The sequence below is a fragment of the Stenotrophomonas sp. 2201_Sma genome, from assembly GCF_056486685.1.
In genome coordinates, this window is record NZ_CM151329.1 from 199,520 (window position 1) to 218,544 (window position 19,025).

The window sequence follows — 19,025 nt, forward strand, 5'->3', positions numbered from 1 at the left end:
GCGCTTCCATATGTCAGTCGCCGGACGCCGGGCCTTGCTGCAGCCGTGTTGCGATGGAAGAAAGGTCATAGCCTGCATCCGAAGCAACAGACAGGACGTGGGCAAACGCCGCTCCATTGTGAACGACTTCCGACAGCGCCCAAAGCATCGCAGAACGGGTGCCGGTTCTGCAGTACGCGGCAACAGGGCGTGGCAGCGTGTCGATCAACTTGGCATAGGTATGCACCTGATCATCGGTAATGACACCAGGCACTACGGGAAGATAGGCAAACTGCATGCCCGCCTGATGGCAGGCAGCCTGCAGCGCATGGTGACTGGGCTGCTCCGGCTGTTCGTCGTCGGGCCGATTGCAGATCACGCTCGCAAAGCCCTGCTCCTTCAGAGCTTCAATATCCTCTGGCAGGAGCTGACCGGATACCTTGAGGTTGGCAGAGAGTGGCTTGAGGTTCATGGTTGTCCCGTAGTTGCAGTGGGGCGATGAATGAGGCCATGCAGGATCACGCCTGCGATCATTGCCGTGGTGAAGATGATCGCGAAGGGCTGGCCGGTTCCCAGCAACGCGATGGCAGGGCCGGGACACACTCCGGCCAGTCCCCAACCCAGGCCGAATATCGCCGCACCGATCACAAGGCGCCGATCGATGATGCGATGGGTGGGAATGTGCAGCGATGCGGCAAGAAGCGGCGTTCTGCGGGCGCGTATCCACAAGTAGGCTGCGCTGGATGGGATCAGTGCGCCCAGCATGACCAGCGCCACAGAAGGGTCCCAGGCGTCGCTCACATCAAGGAAAGCAAGCACGCGGGCTGGGTTGGCCATATCGGATACGACCAGTCCCAGTCCGAAGAGTGCGCCGCACAGGAACGCGGCGAGACGGGTCATGCCGTGCCTCCCGCCACAATCCGTACCAGGGTCGCCGTAGCCATGCCCATGAGCATGAACACGCAGGTAGCCATCGCCGACCGCGGCGATGCCCGGCCCAGGCCGCAGACACCGTGCCCACTGGTACAGCCAGCGCCAAGGCGAGTTCCGTAACCCACCAGCAGTCCGGCAATCACCAATACCACTGCTCCGTTTGCGGAGAGCGCCGGCAATAGTATGGGCCTGGCCGCCAATGCCAAGCCTGACGCCACGGCAAGTCCTGCCATGAACAGGGCTGCACTCCCGCGTCCGCCGTCACCCGGCATGCCCAGTGTCTTGGCAAGCAGACCCGAGATGCCGGCAACGCGGCCGAGAAGGACCAGATAGGCACCGGCCGCTGTTCCGATCATGGCACCGCCAGCGAGCGGCCAATACCAGGCCAAATGAGAGAGCGTCATAGCAGGTCCACCGGCAGCTTGAGGTAGCGCACGCCGTTGTCCTCGGGTTCGGGCAGATGGCCGGCGCACATGTTGACCTGCACTGACGGCAGGATCAGCCGTGGCATCGGAAGCGTGGCATCACGAGCCTCCCGCAGTTCCACAAACATGGCTTCGCTCACGCCCTCGTGCACATGCATGTTTGTTGTCCTTTCGGCACCGATGGTTGTTTCCCATGCGAAATGGTCCCGGCCGGTGGCTTTGTAGTCATGGCACAGGAATACGCGGGTGGCGTCGGGCAGGGACAGCAGGCGCTGGATCGAGCGATACAACTGGCGAGCCGAACCACCTGGAAAGTCGCATCGGGCGGTGCCGTAGTCCGGCATGAACAGCGTGTCTCCAGGAAACACGGCGTCGCCGATCACGTACGCCAGACAAGCGGGAGTGTGGCCTGGCACGTGCAGCGACATAGCCTGCAGATTACCGATTCGGAAGGAGGCACCGTCGGCGAACAGGCGATCGAACTGGCTGCCATCCCGCTTGAATGCAGTACCGGCATTGAAGACCTTGCCGAAGGTTTCTTGGACTGCGGTGATGTGTTCGCCAATAGCCAGTGCGCCTCCCACCTGCTCCTGCAGCCATGGAGCCGCGGACAGGTGGTCGGCATGCGCGTGGGTTTCCAGCAGCCATTGCACCTGCAGGCGCTCGGCACGCACGTAGTCCACCAACGCCGATGCGGAGGAAGTGGACGTGCGGCCTGCGGCCATGTCGAAGTCCAGGACGCTGTCGATGACGGCGCACGCTGAAGAAGTTGGATCGCGTACGACGTGGCTGGCAGTGAACGTAGCAGGATCAAAGAACGTCTTCACGGAAGGCGAGGGAAGCAGGCCGGCACGCGCATCGCTGACTAGACGCACAGCCTGCTCCAGGGGGGCGTCTATCGCTACAGATGGGATCATGACTGGCTCCAGGAGGCTTCGCGGCCTGAGAATTACATAGTTACGTAATAGGTGCAACTATGGAAACATGCTAGATTGAACGGGTTACCCATGGTGTTCGCATCACCTCAGCCACCCAAGTTGCCATTGCCTGTGACCAGCCCCCCATTCAGCCCGTCTGACCTAGCCAAGATGAAGGAGCGCGTACCCGAAGTGGCCGAGTTGCTGCGCTTCATGGCCACCCCCTCGCGCCTGTTGCTGCTATGCCAGCTCGCGCAAGGTGAAATGACGGTGGGCGGACTTGAGGACGCAACTGGCATTCGACAGCCGGCGCTCTCCCAGCAACTGGGCGAACTCCGCCAACGAAAGCTTGTAGCGACCCGGCGGGAATCGCGGTCGATCATCTACCGCATGGCAGACCCGCGCGTTGCAGCACTGCTGGGCGCGATGCATGGGATCTTCTGTGCGGACGATGCATCAACTTGAAGTGGCCCAAGGCGTCCTAGAAGGGACGGGCTAGACTCACTGACCTAGGGGAATTTAGGCCATTGGCGTAGTCTGCCCCAAAACCAATTGACCGCAGCAGGCTTGAGGTCTGCTGCGGCCTAGGGATGTTTATCAGGGATGGGGTGGATGTCTGCTTATGGCCGATAGCGGGACATAGGACCCGCGGCGAATGTCCACCTGTTCTTTGGCGATTCGGTCAGAGCTCAATTCAGTCTGATCAACTGCCTACCAGCTTGTCGACCTCGCCTGCGAAATGATCTTGGGATCTGGGAAGCTACCCTTGAGAATGCACCGAGGCGACCGCAATGCCGGATTTCCCCTCAGGCGCTATGCTGGCCTACAATAGACCGTCAAATACCTAACGGATCGGCTAGCGATGACTCCACCCTGACGCTTGATTGAAGAAGCGATCCAGACACTTAGGTCTGGAAGGGTGCCTGTTTCTTTCGTTTGGCGCGCACGGCTGTGCGCGGAGATCATTTCCTATGTCTGCAATTTATCCCCTGCGCCAGCAATGGCTCGGTAACATCCGTGGTGACCTGCTGTCGGGCATCGTCGTTGCGCTAGCCCTGATTCCTGAGGCAATCGCGTTTTCCATCATCGCCGGCGTCGACCCAAAGGTAGGTTTGTATGCCTCGTTCTGCATCGCCGTCATCACCGCCATCGCCGGTGGCCGCCCTGGCATGATCTCGGCTGCGACCGGCGCCATGGCGTTGGTGATGGTTACGCTGGTGCGCGAGCACGGCATCCAGTATCTGTTTGCCGCCACCATCCTGGCCGGCGTGCTGCAGATGCTGGCCGGCGCCCTGCGGTTGGGCTCGCTGATGCGCTTTGTGTCGCGCTCGGTGGTGACCGGATTTGTGAATGCACTGGCGATTCTCATTTTCATGGCGCAGCTTCCCGAGCTCATCGGCATGCCGTGGATGGTGTATGCGATCTGTGCTGTGGGTCTGGCAATCATCTACCTGCTGCCGCTGCTGACCAAAGCCGTTCCTTCGGCATTGGTGGCGATCGTGGTTCTTACGGCCGCTTCCATGTATTTCGGCTTCCAGGTACGCACCGTAGGCGACATGGGGGCGCTGCCTGACAGCCTGCCGTCGTTCCTGATTCCGGACGTGCCATTCACCTGGGAGACACTCCAGATCCTGCTGCCGGTTTCGGCGACTTTGGCGGTCGTTGGCTTGTTGGAATCGCTGATGACCGCGCAGATCGTCGAAGACATGACCGATACCCCGAGCCAGAAGAATCGCGAATGTGCGGGCCAAGGCTTGGCTAACACCGTAACGGGCTTCTTTGGGGGCATGGCAGGCTGTGCAATGATCGGCCAGTCGGTGATCAACATCACTTCCGGTGGCCGAGGCCGTCTCTCCTGCCTGGTGGCCGGCGTGGTTCTGCTCCTCCTCGTTGTTTATGGGTCAAACCTGGTGAGTCAGATTCCAATGGCCGCACTGGTCGCGGTGATGATCATGGTCAGCATCGGAACCTTCAGCTGGCGCTCGCTGCGCGAGCTGGCCGTTCATCCCAAGAGCTCTTCAATTGTGATGATTGGGACGGTCATCGTGACCGTGGCTACCCACGACCTTGCCAAGGGCGTGTTGACAGGCGTGGTCCTGTCGGCCGTGTTCTTCACCCGCAAGGTCGGAAAGATGCTGAGCATCGACGACACCCAGGTCGACATCGACTCGCGCGTCTACGTTGTGAGGGGGCAGGTGTTCTTTGCGTCTGCCGGACAGTTCGTGAGCAGCTTCAACTATCTGGATGTCCCCAAGAACGTCAAAATCGATCTGAAGGACGCCCACTTCTGGGACCTGACCGCCGTTGATGCGCTCGACAGGGTAGTGATGAAGCTGCGCGAGCACGGCGCGACCGTTGAAGTGTTCGGTCTCAACGATGCAAGTGAGACCTTGGTTGATCGCCTGGGAAAGCACCGTACGCCAGGCACCGCGCTGTCGTCGGGTCATTGAATGAGCGAAGCGGGCACCGAAAGGTGCCCGCGTCCTTTCCGGCGGTCATCGAACTGACATATGGGAAGGTAATACTTCGATTGTTCTAGATAAATAGTTGCGATGGTATGCGTACCCTGAATGTTCTGTTCCTCTGCACAGGCAACTCGGCGCGCAGCATTCTTGCCGAGGCACTAGCCAACCATTTAGGGCGCGGACGTATCCGCGCTTACAGTGCCGGCAGTTATCCCAAGGGCGTAGTTCATCCAGTGGCCCTGCAGGTGCTCTCGGAGATTGGCTTCGACGTTGCCGGGCTGTCGAGCAAGCCGTGGGAGGCATTCGCAGGTCCGAAAGCACCACAGATGGATCTGATCGTGACCATGTGCGATCGCGCAGCGGGTGAAGCGTGTCCAGTGTGGCCAGGTCACCCGGTTACGGCTCACTGGGGTATCCCCGACCCGGCTGCAGTACAGGGCAGCGCGGAGCAGGTCCACAAGGCGTTCCTGAGCACGCTTCACCAGCTCCAGCATCGTCTCGGCTTGCTCTTGGCGCTCAAGCCTGAAGCGCTGGACCGCATGACCCTGCAATCGCAGGTGCGGGCGCTGGGCAATGGCGCCGAGGCTCACGCGCCAGATGACAGCGGAGAAAAAGCCCCAACGTAGTCGCTGATTTGCCTTACTGCCTCGCGCGCGTATCGGGTCACCCCGATCAGCGTGGCCGACGCTGCGCCATTCCAGTCGCCATAGCCAAGCAGCCAGACCGATGGCGCTGCGACCGAACGGACCTGGGTGTCATCCACGTCGATCCGACCCAGGGCGTTGACCATGCCCATTCCTTCCAGGTGCGACAACGCCGGCCGGAAGCCGGTGCACCAGATCACGGCGTCCAAGTTGCGTTCGCTGCCATCTGCCCACTGCATGCCGGTGGCGGTGAAACGGACGGGTGGCGGCATGGAGACCAGTACACCGCGGCGCCGTGCATCCACCACCGGCGGCACCATGACGATGTCGCCAAAACCACCCTGCGGAACATCCGGTTCGCGGCCTTCCTGCTGGGCCCTCCACTTCTCGGTTGCGCGTGCGAACAGAACGCGCCCGTCCACATCGTCGGCCAGGAAGGCTGGCTTGCCCTGGGTGATCCAAGTGGTGTCGGCCACCTTTGATACCTCGGCCAGAATCTGTGCCCCTGAGTTGCCGCTGCCGATGATCGCCACGCGCATTCCGGCAAAGGATCCAGGATGGCTGTAGTGGGCCGAGTGCAGCTGCACGCCGCCGAATGCGTCCATACCTTCATAGTCGGGCGTGTAGGGATGCCGCCAGGTACCTGTGGCGCTTATCACTGCACGCGTATGCCACTGTCGGCCGTCATCTGCTTCCACCAGCAGCCGGGTTCCCGAACGACTGACGCGTTCCACCTGCACGGGACGGACGACGGGCAGTGCATATTTGTGCTCGTAGCGCGTGAGGTAGTCCAGCACTTCCGCCTGCGAAGGGTACGGTTCCCGGGTGGCGGGCATCGGCCAACCGGGAATCGAGCTCCAGCCCGCCGGCGAGAACAGATGCAAGGATTTCCACGCATGCTGCCACGCCCCACCAGGTGACGTTTCAGCATCAAGAATCACATAGGACAGCCCGCTGCGACGCAGGAAGTAGCCAGCCGAAAGACCCGCCTGCCCACCTCCGATCACCACCACATCGACGCTGTCCATCTGGAATTCCTCACATCTCTGCACTCAGGCGGCGTTCCTGTGCTGCTGTTGATCGGAGATCTTAAGTGCATCCAGATAGCGCTCGGCATCCAGTGCGGCCATGCAGCCGAAGCCGGCGGAGGTGATGGCCTGCCGATAGTGCTGGTCGGCCACGTCGCCTGCGGCGAACACGCCTTCCACCGAGGTCTGGGTGGCGTTGCCGCCCAGCCCGGAGCGGATTTCCAGGTAGCCGTTGTTCATCGCCAGCTGGCCATCGAACAGGGTGGTGTTCGGGTGGTGGCCGATGGCCACGAAGAAGCCGTGGGCATCGATGTCGCGGGTGCCGCCGTCCAGGGTGGACTTCACGCGCACACCGGTCACGCCGGCGTCGTTGCCCAGCACTTCCTCCACCTGGTGGTGCCAGACGGTTTCGATCTTGCCTTCGGCCACCTTCTTGAACAGCTTGTCCTGCATGATCTTTTCCGCCTTCAGGGTGTCGCGGCGGTGGACCAGGTAGACCTTGCGGGCGATGTTGGACAGGTACAGCGCCTCTTCCACGGCCGTGTTGCCGCCACCCACCACTACCACGTCCTGGTCACGGTAGAAAAAGCCGTCACAGGTGGCGCAGGCGGAGACGCCGCGGCCCTTGAAGGCCTCTTCGGTCGGAATGCCCAGGTACTTAGCGGTGGCGCCGGTGGCGATGATCAGCGCATCGCAGGTGTACTCGTGGCTGTCGCCGATCAGCTTGAACGGGCGCTGCGACACGTCAGCGGTGTGGATGTGGTCGAAGATCACCTCGGTCTCGAAGCGCTCGGCGTGGGCCTGCATGCGTGCCATCAGGTCCGGGCCCATCAGGCCATGGGCGTCACCCGGCCAGTTGTCCACCTCGGTGGTGGTCATCAGCTGGCCACCCTGCTGCAGGCCGGTGATCACCACCGGGTTTAGATTGGCGCGGGCTGCATAGACAGCGGCGGTCCAGCCGGCCGGGCCGGAACCAAGGATCAGCAATGGAATGTGTCGGGTGGTGCTCATGGCTCAGCGGCTCCGTGCGTCGGCAGGAAAGTAGCGCTTGCCCAGCCGCAGGGCGACATGGACTAGCAGGATCAGTACCGGCACTTCCACCAGCGGGCCGATGACGGCGGCGAAGGCGACCGGCGAGGCCAGGCCGAAGGCCGCGATGGCTACCGCGATGGCCAGTTCGAAGTTGTTGCCTGCCGCGGTGAACGCGATCGCAGTGGTGCGTGGATAATCCTTGGCGATCAGCTTGCCCATGAAGAAGCTGATGACGAACTGGATGATGAAGTACAACGTCAGCGGGATCGCGATGCGCACCGCGTCCATGGGAATCCGCAGTACGTCACCGCCTTTCAGGCTGAACATCGCCACGATGGTGAACAGTAGTGCGGCGAGCGTTATCGGGCTGATGGCAGGCAGGAACTTCTCTTCATACCACTGCACGCCCTTGCGCGCCTTCAGCCATCGACTGGTGAGGAAACCGGCCAGGAACGGGATGCCCAGGTAGATCAGAACCGCCTCTGCGATGGTCCAGACGCTGACATCGATGACGCTGCCCTGCAGTCCGAACACCGGCGGCAACCAGGAAAGGAAGAACCACGCGTAGACGCTGAACAGCGCGATCTGGAAGATCGAGTTGAATGCCACCAGGCCGGCCACGTACTGGCCGTCGCCGCGGGCCAGCTGGTTCCACACCAGCACCATGGCGATGCAGCGCGCCAGGCCGATCAGGATCAGGCCGGTCATGTACTCGGGGTAGTCGCGCAGGAACAGCACGGCCAGGCCAAACATCAGGAACGGGCCCACGATCCAGTTCTGCAGCAGCGAGAGCATCAGCACGCGCTTGTCGGCAAAGACGGTGGGCAGTTCCTCGTACTTCACCTTGGCCAGCGGCGGGTACATCATCAGGATCAGGCCAATGGCGATCGGGATGTTGGTCGACCCCACGGAAAGGCTGTTCAACGCGCTGGGCACGCCTTCGAACATCGCGCCCAGGCAGACGCCGAGCGCCATGGCGGCGAAGATCCAAAGCGTCAGGTACCGGTCCAGAAACGACAGGCGGGAGGTGTCAGTGGTCATGGGGTTTTCCGGGAAGACGGTCAGTGGATCTGCGCAATCGGATCAAGCTGGGCCTTGAGAGACTCACGGTCATCCCATGCCCCGTCAGGAATCTCCAGGAAGGCCTTCAGCCGGGCCTTGATGATCTGATGTGCCCGGTCGAACGCTTCAGCCTTCTGTGCATCCGAGCCTTCCACACCGGCCGGGTCGAACAGGCCCCAGTGCACGCGCACGAAATCGCCAAACACAACCGGGCACGCCTCAGCGGCCGCGCTGTCGCACACGGTGACAATCAGATCCATGGCAGCAGCATCCGCTTCGGCAAATTCGTCCCAGGACTTGCTGCGCAGGCCCTCCACCGGGAAGCCCTCGCGCTGCAATTGGGCAATGGCGAACGGATTGACCCGACCGGCTGGCTGGCTGCCTGCACTGAAGGACTGATAGCGACCTTCGCCCCACATTTTCAGGGTCGATTCGGCCAACACGCTGCGCGCGGAATTGCCGGTACAAAGGAACAGAACACGACGGGTCATTTGGGCGATCTCTGGGATATGGGGGTCAGCAGCCTGCGGGGCGTTCACAGGCCTGTTCGTCGGCACAGCAGTTTTCGGTGAGGTAGGCCACCAGCTCGTTCATCGCCACGAACTCAGCCCGGTAGCAGATGGTCCGGCCACGTTGCTCGGCGCTGATCAGTCCCGCAGCCAGCAGTTCCTTCAGGTGGAAGGAGAGCGTGGCGCCAGGCAAAGAGAGGGCTTGGGCAATGTCGCCGGCCAGCTTGCCGGCGCTGCCAGCCTGAACCAGTAGACGGAAGATCGACAGGCGGGTGGCATGACCGAGGGCTGCCAGGGCGTGGGTTGCGTTCTTATGTTCCATGATTCTAGAATAATCGAAGCAAAATGACAGGACAACCCCCGTGCAGCAGATCCCCAACGTGGTCCCGGGTGCCATGGACATTCCCACGGCCGCCAAGCTCAACGATCCGGCCGCGCAGCCACACCGGCCACGCATCCTGATTCTGTACGGGTCGCTGCGGCCGCGGTCGTTCAGCCGCAAGCTGGCGCTGGAGGCGCAGCGGCTGCTGGAGCAGCTTGGGGCGGAAACCCGCCTCTTTGATCCACATGAGCTACCGATGCTTGACTCGGTGCCGGCCACTCACCCCAAGGTGCAGGAGCTGCGCCAGGCCTCGCTGTGGTCGGAAGGACACGTGTGGGTCAGCCCGGAACGCCACGGCACCCTTACGGCGGTGTTCAAGAACCAGATCGACTGGCTGCCGCTCGAAGAGGGCAGCGTGCGCCCCACCCAGGGCCGTACGCTGGCAGTGATGCAGGTCTGCGGCGGTTCCCAGTCGTTCAACGTGGTCAACGCGCTGCGCGTGCTCGGCCGGTGGATGCGGATGGTGACAATTCCCAACCAGTCCTCGGTGGCCAAGGCCTGGCAGGAGTTCGATGACGACGGTCGAATGAAGCCTTCGGCGTATTACGATCGCGTGGTGGACGTAATGGAGGAACTGGTCAAGTTCACCCTGCTGGTGCGCGGGCGCAGTGACTACCTGGTGGACCGTTACAGCGAACGCAAAGGGGCCGTCGAGACGGCGGCGCTGGCGGCCGCTGCAGGCGTAGTGGAGACCGTTTTGAACCAGGAGGAAAGTGCTTGAACGCTGTCATCTATCACAACCCCAAGTGCGGAACCTCACGCAACACCTTGGCGCTGATCCGCTTTGCCGGGATCGAACCGGACGTGATCGACTACCTGGCCCACCCACCCAGCCGTGCGCGCCTGGTCGAGCTCATTACGGCGGCGGGGTTGAGCGTGCGCGATGCCATCCGGCAGAAGGGAACGCCGTATGACGAACTCGGGCTAGGCGACGCAGCGCTGAGCGACGACGCGCTGCTTGATGCGATGCTGGCGCACCCGATACTCATCAATCGTCCTTTCGTACAAACCGATAGGGGTGCTCGTCTGTGCCGGCCTTCGGAAGTGGTGCTGGAGATCCTGCCGCCGCTGCCCGGACCATTCCGAAAGGAGGATGGAGAGTTGGTGACCGGGCACCCCGGAAGCTCGACGCTGTGATCCCATTGCCAGGCTGGGCTTGCCACCGCTGAGAACCACAGGAGGTCATGCCCCATGCGGGCGCTGAATCCCACGACAAGCGACAGCGCATGGCGCGTCTTCCTAGTGTTCCTGCGACTGGGGCTGACGTCGTTTGGCGGTCCAATCGCCCACCTGAGCTACTTCCGCCTCGAGTTCGTCGAACGCCGCCGTTGGCTGACGGACTGTAGCTACTCCGATCTGGTGGCCCTGTGCCAGCTACTGCCAGGCCCGGCCAGCAGCCAGGTAGGCATGGCGCTGGGCTTGCGTCGCGCCGGCTGGCCTGGCCTGTTGGCCGCTTGGGCCGGCTTTACGCTGCCGTCGGCCGTGCTGATGTTCCTGTTCGCTTTGGGCGTTGCCAAATACCAGGCCATCATTGAATCCGGCTGGCTGCATGGCCTGAAGATCGTGGCAGTTGCAGTGGTGGCCCAAGCAGTATGGGGAATGGCCCGATCCCTGTGCCCGGATCGTCTACGGGCAGCGATGGCGGTCTTCGCGGCTGTGTTGACCTTGTCCATGCCCTCGGTCGCCGGCCAGATCGTGGTGATCATCGCCAGCGGACTGCTCGGTCGCTGGGTACTGAATATCGAACCGGCTTCCGGCCAATTAGACGGCGGCTATTCCGTCTCGCGAAGAACCGGCACGGTGGCACTGGTGCTACTGGTCCTGCCGCTTGTTCTGCTGCCCTTGTGGGCGGTGGCTAGCGGCTCCCCCTTGGCCGTGCTGTTGGAGGGTGTGTACCGCGCTGGCGCCCTGGTCTTCGGCGGCGGCCATGTCGTGCTGCCGTTGCTGCAGACCGCGGTTGTCCAAAGCGGCTCCGTGAGCACGGCGGATCTGCTCGCCGGATATGGTGCGGCGCAGGCGGTGCCGGGCCCTCTCTTCTCCTTTGCGGCTTACTTGGGGGCTATAGCCGAGGGGTCGCTCGGTGGCTGGGCAGGAGGCCTTGCGCTGTTGGTGGTCATTTTCCTGCCAGCCTTTCTTGTGCTCGTGGGGGTGCTGCCGTTCTGGAAGTCCCTGCGCCACCGCAAGGATCTCCAAGCTTCGATTGCAGGCGTCAATGCCGGGGTGGTCGGCATCCTGCTGGCGGCGTTGTATGACCCGGTGTGGACCAGCGCGATCCATGACCGATGGGATGTCGCGATGGCACTGGTTGCGTTTGGGCTACTGGTCGTTGCGCGTGCTCCGCCGGTTCTGGTCGTGTTGCTGGCTGCCGTGGCGGGTTGGGCGATGACGTGACAACGCCGCCAGGTTGGTCAAGAGCGGCTCGGCAGCGCAACCTGACGTCCGCTTCTGGCCGAAAGGGGGCATTTGCCCAAAGCTTAGCCTTGGGGAGCAGATATCCAATACTGGGTCTATGGACTTTTATCGGGGGTACCGAAGGCCAGTTTCCGACCCAAAGGGGCATTTAAGCCAACATCTCGCCTAGCCGACGCATCCAACCACGAACTTCGCCATCGGGATCACGCTCTTCCAACATGGCTGCTGTCATGCAAGGGAACGCATGCTGAGCCAACTTTCTCTTGGCGTTGGAGTCTTTAAGCGGACTGCCTACGCCGGCGTGGGCGACAAAAGCCTCCCCGAAGACCTTTGGAACAGCTTTGCCCGCCATGGGGTGATCAGTGACTTCAATCTCAAATCCGAACGCGAGCGCAATTGCGTCCTTGTGCAAGTAGCTCTCAATCTCATGCTTGGTTGTGACGACAGCCCATGACCCGTCCCCACGGTCATTGACCTGCTGCGCGCTTAGGGCATATGCCGGGACATCGCCGTCGTAGATGTGCACCTCCTGCTTGCCTAGGCCCCGCAGGTAGTGGTGATTGACCCAGTGCTCCAGCGTTCCACCGCCCAGGACAACAAATGCCAGTCGCTCATCGGATGAAAGATTTGGCAGGTTGGAGTCGACCTCGTGGAGCGCTTTGGAAAGGGCTTTCAAGGCTAGTACATCGGTTGGACCTTCGACGCACACTAGTACCTGGACCCGGCTGTCAGGCGTTACGCCCAATGCTTCAGCCACCTTACCGAACACGTCGACCCCCGACTCAACCTGCGGCTTTTTCGTGTCGGAGTGGCGAGAGATGTAACGAATGCTCTGCTGGGGTAGCGCCGAGGCAAATCCGGGACTGTGAGTGGTCAATACAACCTGACAGCCGGGGTCTTCTGACAATACCTTGAAGGAGTCGATGAGAATCCGTTGGTTGCTGGGGTGCTGAGCCGTCTCTGGCTCCTCGATCGCGTAGATGATGCTGCGCTTGGTGCTGGTTTTGAGCCGTCGCTCCGCTTCGGCTTTGAAGAAGCTCACCAGCACAAGCCGCCTGACGCCGCTGCCTCGCTTGTTCAACGGTATGCCATCGTCGGTGTTCAGGCCGAGCGAAAACAGTCCCTGCCACTTGGCGGCGGTGGGAGGGCTGAACTCTGGTGTAAGTTCGCTGGCAAGGTTGGGATCAATCGTGGTCAAAGCTCTGTGCGTGTTCTTCGCAATCTCTTCGGCCTTCTCGCGAACCTTTGTTTGGATTCGAGCGATGTCATCTTGGACCTCTGCAATGGCCGCAGCGACGGCTGCCTTCATCGGGCTTTGGACCTCGCTGTCCGAGTCCCGACTGCTCCGATCACTTTGGAAGAGAGCGAACATCGGCAAGTGAGGCTCAATCTGGTCCCAGATACGTTTGACGTCCTCCTTGGACTTGCCGACCGCGATCGCGACCTCTTGAAGCTTGAGGTCGCCAGCGGCCGCCCAAAGTGCGCGGCGCATGCCAGGGTTGCCCTTCAATGCAACCGCCAAGCCAAGGTCCTTCACCCTCTTCTGGAGCTCCTTCTCCTTCAATTCCAGCAGGTTGTCGTAATTGGCCGCAGTGGGGTGAAACGCAAGCACCAGCACCTCTGCGGATGGCTTCTTGCTGGTGCAGTCGTAGGTTTTACGAATTTTCAGCCGGCCGTCCAAGGTCAAAAGATACTCATCGGCCAACGTGGTATCTGCCCCCGCGTCTAACGTCAGTGTTGGCGGAAGCTCCGAGAACTCACACGTGATCGAAACGGTCTTGTCTACGCTGTGAACATGAGCATCTCCCTGCTCCATGGCCACCACGTCTGCGTTGAAGAATATTTCCAGCGCTTCCAGAATCGCTGACTTGCCGATGTCGTTCCGGCCGACAAAAGTAGTCAAGTCGTCCAGTTCGACCCGGATCTCATCCCCATAGCAACGAAAGTTGGTAATGCTGATTGCTTCCAAGCGCATATCTTCGCTCCCCCTGAGCGCCTTCCATGCAGCCAAGCCGGCCGCCACTGGATAGTGCCTCGAGGCTGGGGAAGCGGCAACCGAGGCAATCTGAGGGCCTGAGCAAGGGTGCTAGCCTTCGGCACCTAAGATGGTCCGCTACTCTTAACGCTTCATTCTCACGAATGCGTTCGTGGCTGGCCAAACAGGCGTACGCTCTCATCTGGTTCCGCAGTGCCCTGAACTGTCGAATCTGGGAACCCGCCCTGAAACTACAGTTCGGCATAGTTCGTACTCATGCGATTCGCCATAGTTGGTGCCTACAGCACTGACTTTGCCAAAGCGTCCAGCGCTCCGGGCCGCGGAAGGAACGCATCTGCCACGCTTTTGCACTACATTGGTGCAATGTCCGACCCCGCGCCGCCACCTTCCCTCGATGCCCTGGGTACCCCCTTGGCCTGGGCCGCTGCCGACGGTCGCATCACCGGCTGCAATCCGGCCTTCGGCCGCTGGCTGGGCGTCAGCGGCCGTCGCCTGCTGGGCCAGCCCCTGGCGGCGCTGGAGGTGCAGGGAGAGGCGCTGGCCCACTTCCTGGCCCGCGACGAGCGTGACAGCCTGCGCCTGCACCGGCTGGCACTGGCGGTACCGGGAGAGGCACCCCGCTTCGCCGAAGGCTGGATGAGCCGCCGTGATGATGGCGGCTGGCTGCTGGAGGCGCATCCGGTCGATGAGTTCCCCGGGCTTGACCCCACCCAGGCCTTGCCGAGCGCACTCAGCGCGGCGCTGAAGGGCCTGGCCCACGAACTGCGCAACCCGCTGGCCGGCCTGAAAGGCGCGGCGCAGCTGCTGGCGCGCCGTGCCGCACAGCGCGATGCCAGCGAGCGCGAACTGATTGAACTGATCGGTTCGGAGATCGAACGCCTCAACGGGTTGCTTGACCAGCTGCTGTCGCCGGCGCCGGCCGCACCGCATGCCGCCTTGAACATCCATGCAGCACTGGAGCGGGTGCTGCGCCTGGCCGAGAACGAAGCGGGCTGGGCGGTGCGCCTGCAACGCGACTACGACCCCAGCATTCCCGAGCTGGATGGTGACGCCGACCGCCTTACCCAGGCAGTGTGGAACCTGGTGCGCAATGCGATCCAGGCCGGCGCGGGCACCATCACCCTGCGCACGCGCGTGGAGCATGGTGCGCGGGTTGCCGAGCGGCTGCATACGCTGGCGCTGCGGCTGGAGATCGCCGATGACGGTCGCGGCGTACCCGAGGAGCTGGCCGAACACCTGTTCCTGCCCCTGGTCAGTGGTCGCGCCGAAGGCACCGGCCTGGGCCTGGCGCTGGCCCAGCAGGTCGCGCGCGAGCATCGCGGCACGCTGACCTACCGCTCGCGGCCCGGCCATACCGTATTCACCCTGCTGCTGCCGATCGGCAGCGGCACCGTTCCGGCCGAGGAGGCCCCGCGCGATGTCTGACGCGTCCCCTTCACCCCAGCGGATCTGGGTGGTCGACGATGACCGCGCCGTGCGCTTCGTGCTGTGCACCGCGCTGCGCGAGGCGGGCTACCGGGTCGATGATTTCGACAGCGCCGCCGCCGCCCTTCAGGCGCTGGCCGAGGGGTCTCCGCCCGCACTGCTGTTCACCGATGTGCGCATGCCCGGCGATGACGGCCTGGTGCTGCTCGACAAGCTCAAGGCTGCCTTGCCACAGCTGCCGGTGGTGGTGATGTCGGCCTACACCGATGTCGCCAGCACGGCGGGCGCCTTCCGCGGCGGCGCGCACGAATTCCTGTCCAAGCCGTTCGATCTGGATGATGCCGTGGCGCTGGCCCAGCGCGTGCTGCCGGCGGTCGCGCCGGCACTGGCCGCGCCGGTACCAGCCACGGAGGCCTCCGCCGACCCGTCGCCGCAGCTGGTTGGCGATACGCCGCCGATGCGCGCGCTGTTCCGCGCCATCGGCCGGCTCGCGCAGGCGCCGCTGGCGGTGCTCATCACCGGTGAAACCGGCACCGGCAAGGAGCTGGTGGCCAACGCGCTGCACCGCGAATCGCCGCGTGCGCAGGGCCCGTTCGTGGCATTGAACACCGCCGCCATTCCCGCCGAGCTGCTGGAGAGTGAACTGTTCGGCCATGAAGCCGGTGCATTCACCGGCGCACAGCGCCGGCACATCGGCCGCTTCGAGCAGGCCGACGGTGGCACCCTGTTCCTCGATGAAATCGGCGACATGCCCCTGCCGCTGCAGACGCGCCTGCTGCGCGTGCTGGCGCAGGGCGAGTTCTTCCGTGTCGGCGGTCGCGAACTGATCCGTGTCGATGTGCGCGTGATCGCAGCGACCCACCAGGACCTGGAAGGACGGGTGGCGCAGGGGCTGTTCCGCGCCGACCTGCTGCATCGCCTGGACGTGGTGCGCCTGCAGCTGCCGCCGCTGCGTGAGCGCCGCGAGGACATCGCGCAGCTGGCCACCACCTTCCTGGCGGCGGCCGCACGCCGGCTGGATACGCCGACCAAGCGCTTGACCGCCGCTGCACTGCAGGCGCTCCGCGAGCATGACTGGCCGGGCAATGTGCGCGAACTGGAGAACGTGTGCTGGCGGATGGCCGCACTGGCCGCCGCCGACACCATCGGCGTGGCCGACGTGGATACCGCGCTCAACCGGGCACGCACCCGGCGCAGCAGCACCGGCGGCACCGACCCGGGGCAGTGGGAGGCGCTGCTGTCGGAGTGGGCGCGGCGGCAACTGGCGGAGGGCGTGGAAGGGCTGCATGCGCAGGTGCGCGAGCGTGTCGATCACGCGCTGCTGGACGCTGCCCTGCAGATCACCCACGGTCGCCGCGCGGAAGCAGCGGCGCGGCTGGGCCTGGGCCGCAACACGCTGACCCGCAAGCTGGGCGCAGGCCGCCGCCGCGGCCCCCATTGAACGGTCCCTGCACGCGATCCTCGCATCCGCTTGCCGAACCGTTGATCCCTCATGGACGATGCCGTCCGTAGTGTCACCTGCAAGGAGTCTTCGATGCGCCTGTTACCTGCCCTTCTTCCGCTGTCCGCCGCCGCGCTGCTGTCCGCGTGTGGCAGTACGCCGAAGCCGCAGCCCACGCCACCGCCGCCGGTCGTGACCAGTACCGCACAGCAGGCCGAGGCGAATCTGGCCCCGGCGTCGGCCAGCATCGTCAGTGGCCGGCTGGTGCTGAAGGTCGAACCGGCAGGCGTACATATCACCGGCCTGGTCGGTGGCCTGCAGCCGATGCAGCAGGCAGGCTTCCATATCCACGAGCGTGGTGATTGCAGCGCTGTGGATGCCAGCAGTGCGGGCAATCACTTCAATCCCGGCGGCGTCGCGCACGGTCGCGCCGGTGCCGGAACGCATCACCTGGGCGACATCGACAACCTGCGTGCCGATGCCCAGGGCCGCGCCAACGTCGACATCCACCTCAAGGGCGTTACTCTGGGCGGAGGCGCCGCCACCGATATCGCAGGACGCGCATTGGTCGTGCATGCCAATGCCGATGACTATCGCAGCCAGCCTGCCGGCAATGCCGGCGTTCGCATCGCCTGCGGCGTGATCCGCGTGACGCGCTGATCGCCGCCGGCCATCTTCCAAGGAGAGCATCCATGCGTCTGATCCATACTTCGCTGTTCGCGGCCATCGCCGCCCTGGGCCTGGCGGCCTGCGGCAAGCCGGCCGACACCCCGCAGACCGAGACGCCGCCGGCCGCGCCGGCCGAGAGCGCAACCACCGAACCGGCGCCCGCTGCAGAACCGGCGTCCACCGCCGATGCCTCGGCCACGGCCGAGCTGGCACCCACCCAGGGCAACGAGACCAAGGGCAGCGTCACCTTCAAGCGGGTTGACGGCAAAGTGCACGTCACGGGCCAGATCAGTGGCCTGAAGCCCGGCAGCGAACACGGTTTCCACATCCACGAGAAGGGCGACTGCAGTGCGCCGGACGGCACCAGCGCCGGCGGTCATTTCAACCCGGGCAAGCAGGACCATGGCAGCGTGGCCAGTGATCCGCACCACGGTGGCGACATGCCCAACATCAAGGCCGACGACAAGGGCGTGGCCACCATCGATGGCCCGGTGTCGAGCAACGTGAACATCGGCAAGGGCGATGATTTCGACATCATCGGCCGTGGCCTGATCGTCCACGCCGATCCGGATGACTACACCAGCCAGCCGACCGGCAACGCCGGTGCGCGCCTGGCCTGCGCAGTGATCCAGAAGGCCCCGTAAGGCCAGCCCCGCTGGATTGGAAAACGCCGGCGCAGGCCGGCGTTTTTCTTTGCATCGCTTTCTGTAGAGCCGAGCCCACGCTCGGCTGCTCTTCCGGCGGCCTGAGCCGAGCATGGGCTCGGCTCTCCAACACGCGGCCGCCGTTCCCTTGTCAGCGCGCCAGCAACTCGCGCGCGTCCTGTCCCGCCTCGCAATGCACGAACAGCACCGGCACACCGTGTGCTTCCAGCACTGCCGCCATCTGCCGCTGGCGCATCAGGAACTGCTCATAGATGCCCTGCAGGCGATCGCAGTCGCCACTGTCATGGCTGTAGTGGGCGCACCAGCCGGCCGGATCGAACAGTGCCATGCGCGCCTCGCCATGGCTGTAGCGCAGCAACGGCTCCGGTGCGGCCTCAAGCCATTCATCCTCGCCCGGCGCCATGATCGCGGTCTCGATCAACGGCCACAGCGCGGCCAGGCCCTGGTTGTCGTACTGCATCGACATCATCGCGGCCAGGTCGTTCACGGTGAAATAGCGCGCATGCTCGATGCGGGCACCGAAACTGTTCTGCGCCATCAGCGCGGTATCGGCATGGGCCATGCCATTGGCCAGCAGCACCTCTTCCAACGCATCGGCCACCGCACGGGTGGTCGCCACATCACTGCCGGTCAGCAGGAACGGCAGCACACGCAGGCCGCCACCCACCAGCGTCGCATCGGCCTGGAACGGCAGCGGCACATCGCCATTGGCATCGGTACCGAAGGCCAGCAGCCGCGGGCCCTGGTTGCGGCCCGGCGCGCGCATCTGCAGTTCTTCCAGACGGCGATGGATCGGCCAGCCCGGGCGCAGCACTTCGGCCGGGTCGAAATGGGCGGCGGCCAGGACCAGGTCCAGCTCGGCCACGGCCGGCACCAGCTTGGACAGGTCGCGGCCGACGCGCTCGGCCAGTTCACCGGCCTGGTCTGCGCTGAGTACCGCCTGGCGGGGGATCTCGCCGCCGGCCAGTTCCAGGGCCAGCACGCCAAGGGCATTCATCGCGGGGTCGGGTTTGCTCATGGTTCCACGGTTGGCCCATCACA

General features: G+C 63.7%; 21 protein-coding genes. 10 read left to right on the plus strand and 11 right to left on the minus strand.

The window, feature by feature from the left end; genetic code table 11:
• Nucleotides 1–13: 13 nt before the first annotated feature.
• The 4 genes from ACZLIF_RS00810 to ACZLIF_RS00825 are packed head-to-tail and all read right to left on the minus strand — an operon-like array spanning nt 14 to nt 2,254.
• On the minus strand, nt 14–451 hold the full coding sequence (locus ACZLIF_RS00810) for a protein tyrosine phosphatase family protein (RefSeq protein WP_054170679.1): 438 nt from the start codon (nt 449–451) through the stop codon (nt 14–16).
• Nucleotides 448–879: a YeeE/YedE family protein gene (locus tag ACZLIF_RS00815; RefSeq protein WP_005407569.1), complete on the minus strand. Its 432-nt coding sequence runs from the start codon at nt 877–879 to the stop codon at nt 448–450. Before ACZLIF_RS00815 ends, ACZLIF_RS00810 begins: the two co-directional genes overlap by 4 nt.
• Entirely contained in the window at nt 876–1,316 is a 441-nt protein-coding gene (locus ACZLIF_RS00820) for a YeeE/YedE family protein (protein ID WP_032965470.1), read from the minus strand. The genes ACZLIF_RS00815 and ACZLIF_RS00820 overlap by 4 nt, the downstream gene beginning before the upstream one ends.
• Nucleotides 1,313–2,254: an MBL fold metallo-hydrolase gene (locus tag ACZLIF_RS00825; protein WP_005407570.1), complete on the minus strand. Its 942-nt coding sequence runs from the start codon at nt 2,252–2,254 to the stop codon at nt 1,313–1,315. Before ACZLIF_RS00825 ends, ACZLIF_RS00820 begins: the two co-directional genes overlap by 4 nt.
• Before the next feature lie 171 nt (nt 2,255–2,425).
• Here ACZLIF_RS00825 and ACZLIF_RS00830 point away from each other — a divergent pair, with 171 nt between their 5' ends.
• The 3 genes from ACZLIF_RS00830 (at nt 2,426) to ACZLIF_RS00840 (ending at nt 5,345) form a co-directional block, all read left to right on the plus strand.
• Nucleotides 2,426–2,719 (plus strand): ArsR/SmtB family transcription factor, encoded by a 294-nt coding sequence (locus ACZLIF_RS00830; RefSeq protein WP_032965477.1) that lies wholly within the window; start codon nt 2,426–2,428, stop codon nt 2,717–2,719.
• Nucleotides 2,720–3,225: 506 nt separating this feature from the next.
• Nucleotides 3,226–4,704, plus strand: a complete 1,479-nt coding sequence (locus ACZLIF_RS00835; RefSeq protein WP_005407572.1) for a SulP family inorganic anion transporter — start codon at nt 3,226–3,228, stop codon at nt 4,702–4,704.
• A gap of 107 nt (nt 4,705–4,811) precedes the next feature.
• Nucleotides 4,812–5,345 (plus strand): arsenate reductase ArsC, encoded by a 534-nt coding sequence (locus tag ACZLIF_RS00840; RefSeq protein WP_005407573.1) that lies wholly within the window; start codon nt 4,812–4,814, stop codon nt 5,343–5,345.
• Here ACZLIF_RS00840 and ACZLIF_RS00845 read toward each other — a convergent pair.
• The 5 genes from ACZLIF_RS00845 to ACZLIF_RS00865 are packed head-to-tail and all read right to left on the minus strand — an operon-like array spanning nt 5,306 to nt 9,316.
• Complete coding sequence (locus ACZLIF_RS00845) at nt 5,306–6,391, minus strand: ArsO family NAD(P)H-dependent flavin-containing monooxygenase (RefSeq protein ID WP_054170680.1); 1,086 nt, start codon at nt 6,389–6,391, stop codon at nt 5,306–5,308. The genes ACZLIF_RS00840 and ACZLIF_RS00845 overlap by 40 nt on opposite strands.
• A gap of 24 nt (nt 6,392–6,415) precedes the next feature.
• Nucleotides 6,416–7,402, minus strand: coding sequence for a thioredoxin-disulfide reductase (gene trxB, locus ACZLIF_RS00850; RefSeq protein ID WP_005407576.1), 987 nt, complete (start codon nt 7,400–7,402; stop codon nt 6,416–6,418).
• Nucleotides 7,403–7,405: 3 nt separating this feature from the next.
• Entirely contained in the window at nt 7,406–8,464 is a 1,059-nt protein-coding gene (gene arsB / locus ACZLIF_RS00855; RefSeq protein ID WP_005407577.1) for an ACR3 family arsenite efflux transporter, read from the minus strand.
• Between the two features lie 20 nt (nt 8,465–8,484).
• Nucleotides 8,485–8,976 carry an arsenate reductase ArsC gene (locus ACZLIF_RS00860; protein WP_005407578.1) on the minus strand — a complete coding sequence of 164 codons (492 nt, stop codon included), beginning with the start codon at nt 8,974–8,976 and terminating at the stop codon, nt 8,485–8,487.
• A gap of 25 nt (nt 8,977–9,001) precedes the next feature.
• Nucleotides 9,002–9,316 (minus strand): ArsR/SmtB family transcription factor, encoded by a 315-nt coding sequence (locus ACZLIF_RS00865; protein WP_005407579.1) that lies wholly within the window; start codon nt 9,314–9,316, stop codon nt 9,002–9,004.
• A gap of 40 nt (nt 9,317–9,356) precedes the next feature.
• Between ACZLIF_RS00865 and arsH the strand changes: the two genes are divergently transcribed.
• The 3 genes from arsH to chrA are packed head-to-tail and all read left to right on the plus strand — an operon-like array spanning nt 9,357 to nt 11,767.
• Nucleotides 9,357–10,097 (plus strand): arsenical resistance protein ArsH, encoded by a 741-nt coding sequence (gene arsH, locus ACZLIF_RS00870; RefSeq protein ID WP_005407580.1) that lies wholly within the window; start codon nt 9,357–9,359, stop codon nt 10,095–10,097.
• Complete coding sequence (arsC, locus tag ACZLIF_RS00875; RefSeq protein ID WP_005407581.1) at nt 10,094–10,513, plus strand: arsenate reductase (glutaredoxin); 420 nt, start codon at nt 10,094–10,096, stop codon at nt 10,511–10,513. Before arsH ends, arsC begins: the two co-directional genes overlap by 4 nt.
• Before the next feature lie 54 nt (nt 10,514–10,567).
• On the plus strand, nt 10,568–11,767 hold the full coding sequence (chrA, locus tag ACZLIF_RS00880) for a chromate efflux transporter (RefSeq protein WP_005407582.1): 1,200 nt from the start codon (nt 10,568–10,570) through the stop codon (nt 11,765–11,767).
• A gap of 169 nt (nt 11,768–11,936) precedes the next feature.
• Here the strand turns inward: chrA and ACZLIF_RS00885 are convergent, their stop codons facing one another.
• A complete protein-coding gene (locus ACZLIF_RS00885) occupies nt 11,937–13,763 on the minus strand; it encodes an ATP-binding protein (protein ID WP_005407583.1) in 1,827 nt (608 codons plus the stop codon).
• 384 nt (nt 13,764–14,147) lie between these two features.
• Here ACZLIF_RS00885 and ACZLIF_RS00890 point away from each other — a divergent pair, with 384 nt between their 5' ends.
• The 4 genes from ACZLIF_RS00890 (at nt 14,148) to ACZLIF_RS00905 (ending at nt 17,963) form a co-directional block, all read left to right on the plus strand.
• A complete protein-coding gene (locus ACZLIF_RS00890; protein ID WP_053518064.1) occupies nt 14,148–15,209 on the plus strand; it encodes a two-component system sensor histidine kinase NtrB in 1,062 nt (353 codons plus the stop codon).
• The gene (gene ntrC, locus ACZLIF_RS00895) at nt 15,202–16,650 is read left to right on the plus strand and encodes a nitrogen regulation protein NR(I) (protein WP_065174140.1); all 1,449 of its coding nucleotides are present in this window, start codon (nt 15,202–15,204) and stop codon (nt 16,648–16,650) included. Before ACZLIF_RS00890 ends, ntrC begins: the two co-directional genes overlap by 8 nt.
• A gap of 93 nt (nt 16,651–16,743) precedes the next feature.
• A complete protein-coding gene (locus ACZLIF_RS00900; protein ID WP_053518061.1) occupies nt 16,744–17,310 on the plus strand; it encodes a superoxide dismutase family protein in 567 nt (188 codons plus the stop codon).
• Nucleotides 17,311–17,342: 32 nt separating this feature from the next.
• Nucleotides 17,343–17,963 carry a superoxide dismutase family protein gene (locus ACZLIF_RS00905; protein WP_065174141.1) on the plus strand — a complete coding sequence of 207 codons (621 nt, stop codon included), beginning with the start codon at nt 17,343–17,345 and terminating at the stop codon, nt 17,961–17,963.
• Between the two features lie 151 nt (nt 17,964–18,114).
• On the opposite strand, the gene ACZLIF_RS00910 is transcribed toward ACZLIF_RS00905, so the two are convergent.
• Nucleotides 18,115–19,002 carry a hypothetical protein gene (locus tag ACZLIF_RS00910; RefSeq protein ID WP_128989265.1) on the minus strand — a complete coding sequence of 296 codons (888 nt, stop codon included), beginning with the start codon at nt 19,000–19,002 and terminating at the stop codon, nt 18,115–18,117.
• Between the last annotated feature and the right edge of the window lie 23 nt (nt 19,003–19,025).

What these genes read in the sequence shown, in the direction of transcription:
- ACZLIF_RS00865 (WP_005407579.1), bottom strand. Translation starts at nt 9,316, where the DNA reads ATGGAACATAAGAACGCAACCCACGCCCTGGCAGCCCTCGGTCATGCC.
- ACZLIF_RS00815 (WP_005407569.1), bottom strand. Translation starts at nt 879, where the DNA reads ATGACCCGTCTCGCCGCGTTCCTGTGCGGCGCACTCTTCGGACTGGGA.
- trxB (WP_005407576.1), bottom strand. Translation starts at nt 7,402, where the DNA reads ATGAGCACCACCCGACACATTCCATTGCTGATCCTTGGTTCCGGCCCG.
- ACZLIF_RS00890 (WP_053518064.1), top strand. Translation starts at nt 14,148, where the DNA reads ATGTCCGACCCCGCGCCGCCACCTTCCCTCGATGCCCTGGGTACCCCC.
- ACZLIF_RS00860 (WP_005407578.1), bottom strand. Translation starts at nt 8,976, where the DNA reads ATGACCCGTCGTGTTCTGTTCCTTTGTACCGGCAATTCCGCGCGCAGC.
- ACZLIF_RS00885 (WP_005407583.1), bottom strand. Translation starts at nt 13,763, where the DNA reads ATGCGCTTGGAAGCAATCAGCATTACCAACTTTCGTTGCTATGGGGAT.
- ACZLIF_RS00835 (WP_005407572.1), top strand. Translation starts at nt 3,226, where the DNA reads ATGTCTGCAATTTATCCCCTGCGCCAGCAATGGCTCGGTAACATCCGT.
- chrA (WP_005407582.1), top strand. Translation starts at nt 10,568, where the DNA reads ATGCGGGCGCTGAATCCCACGACAAGCGACAGCGCATGGCGCGTCTTC.
- ACZLIF_RS00840 (WP_005407573.1), top strand. Translation starts at nt 4,812, where the DNA reads ATGCGTACCCTGAATGTTCTGTTCCTCTGCACAGGCAACTCGGCGCGC.
- ACZLIF_RS00825 (WP_005407570.1), bottom strand. Translation starts at nt 2,254, where the DNA reads ATGATCCCATCTGTAGCGATAGACGCCCCCCTGGAGCAGGCTGTGCGT.
- ACZLIF_RS00845 (WP_054170680.1), bottom strand. Translation starts at nt 6,391, where the DNA reads ATGGACAGCGTCGATGTGGTGGTGATCGGAGGTGGGCAGGCGGGTCTT.
- ACZLIF_RS00830 (WP_032965477.1), top strand. Translation starts at nt 2,426, where the DNA reads ATGAAGGAGCGCGTACCCGAAGTGGCCGAGTTGCTGCGCTTCATGGCC.
- ACZLIF_RS00910 (WP_128989265.1), bottom strand. Translation starts at nt 19,002, where the DNA reads ATGAGCAAACCCGACCCCGCGATGAATGCCCTTGGCGTGCTGGCCCTG.
- ACZLIF_RS00900 (WP_053518061.1), top strand. Translation starts at nt 16,744, where the DNA reads ATGCGCCTGTTACCTGCCCTTCTTCCGCTGTCCGCCGCCGCGCTGCTG.
- arsB (WP_005407577.1), bottom strand. Translation starts at nt 8,464, where the DNA reads ATGACCACTGACACCTCCCGCCTGTCGTTTCTGGACCGGTACCTGACG.
- ACZLIF_RS00810 (WP_054170679.1), bottom strand. Translation starts at nt 451, where the DNA reads ATGAACCTCAAGCCACTCTCTGCCAACCTCAAGGTATCCGGTCAGCTC.
- ACZLIF_RS00820 (WP_032965470.1), bottom strand. Translation starts at nt 1,316, where the DNA reads ATGACGCTCTCTCATTTGGCCTGGTATTGGCCGCTCGCTGGCGGTGCC.
- ntrC (WP_065174140.1), top strand. Translation starts at nt 15,202, where the DNA reads ATGTCTGACGCGTCCCCTTCACCCCAGCGGATCTGGGTGGTCGACGAT.
- ACZLIF_RS00905 (WP_065174141.1), top strand. Translation starts at nt 17,343, where the DNA reads ATGCGTCTGATCCATACTTCGCTGTTCGCGGCCATCGCCGCCCTGGGC.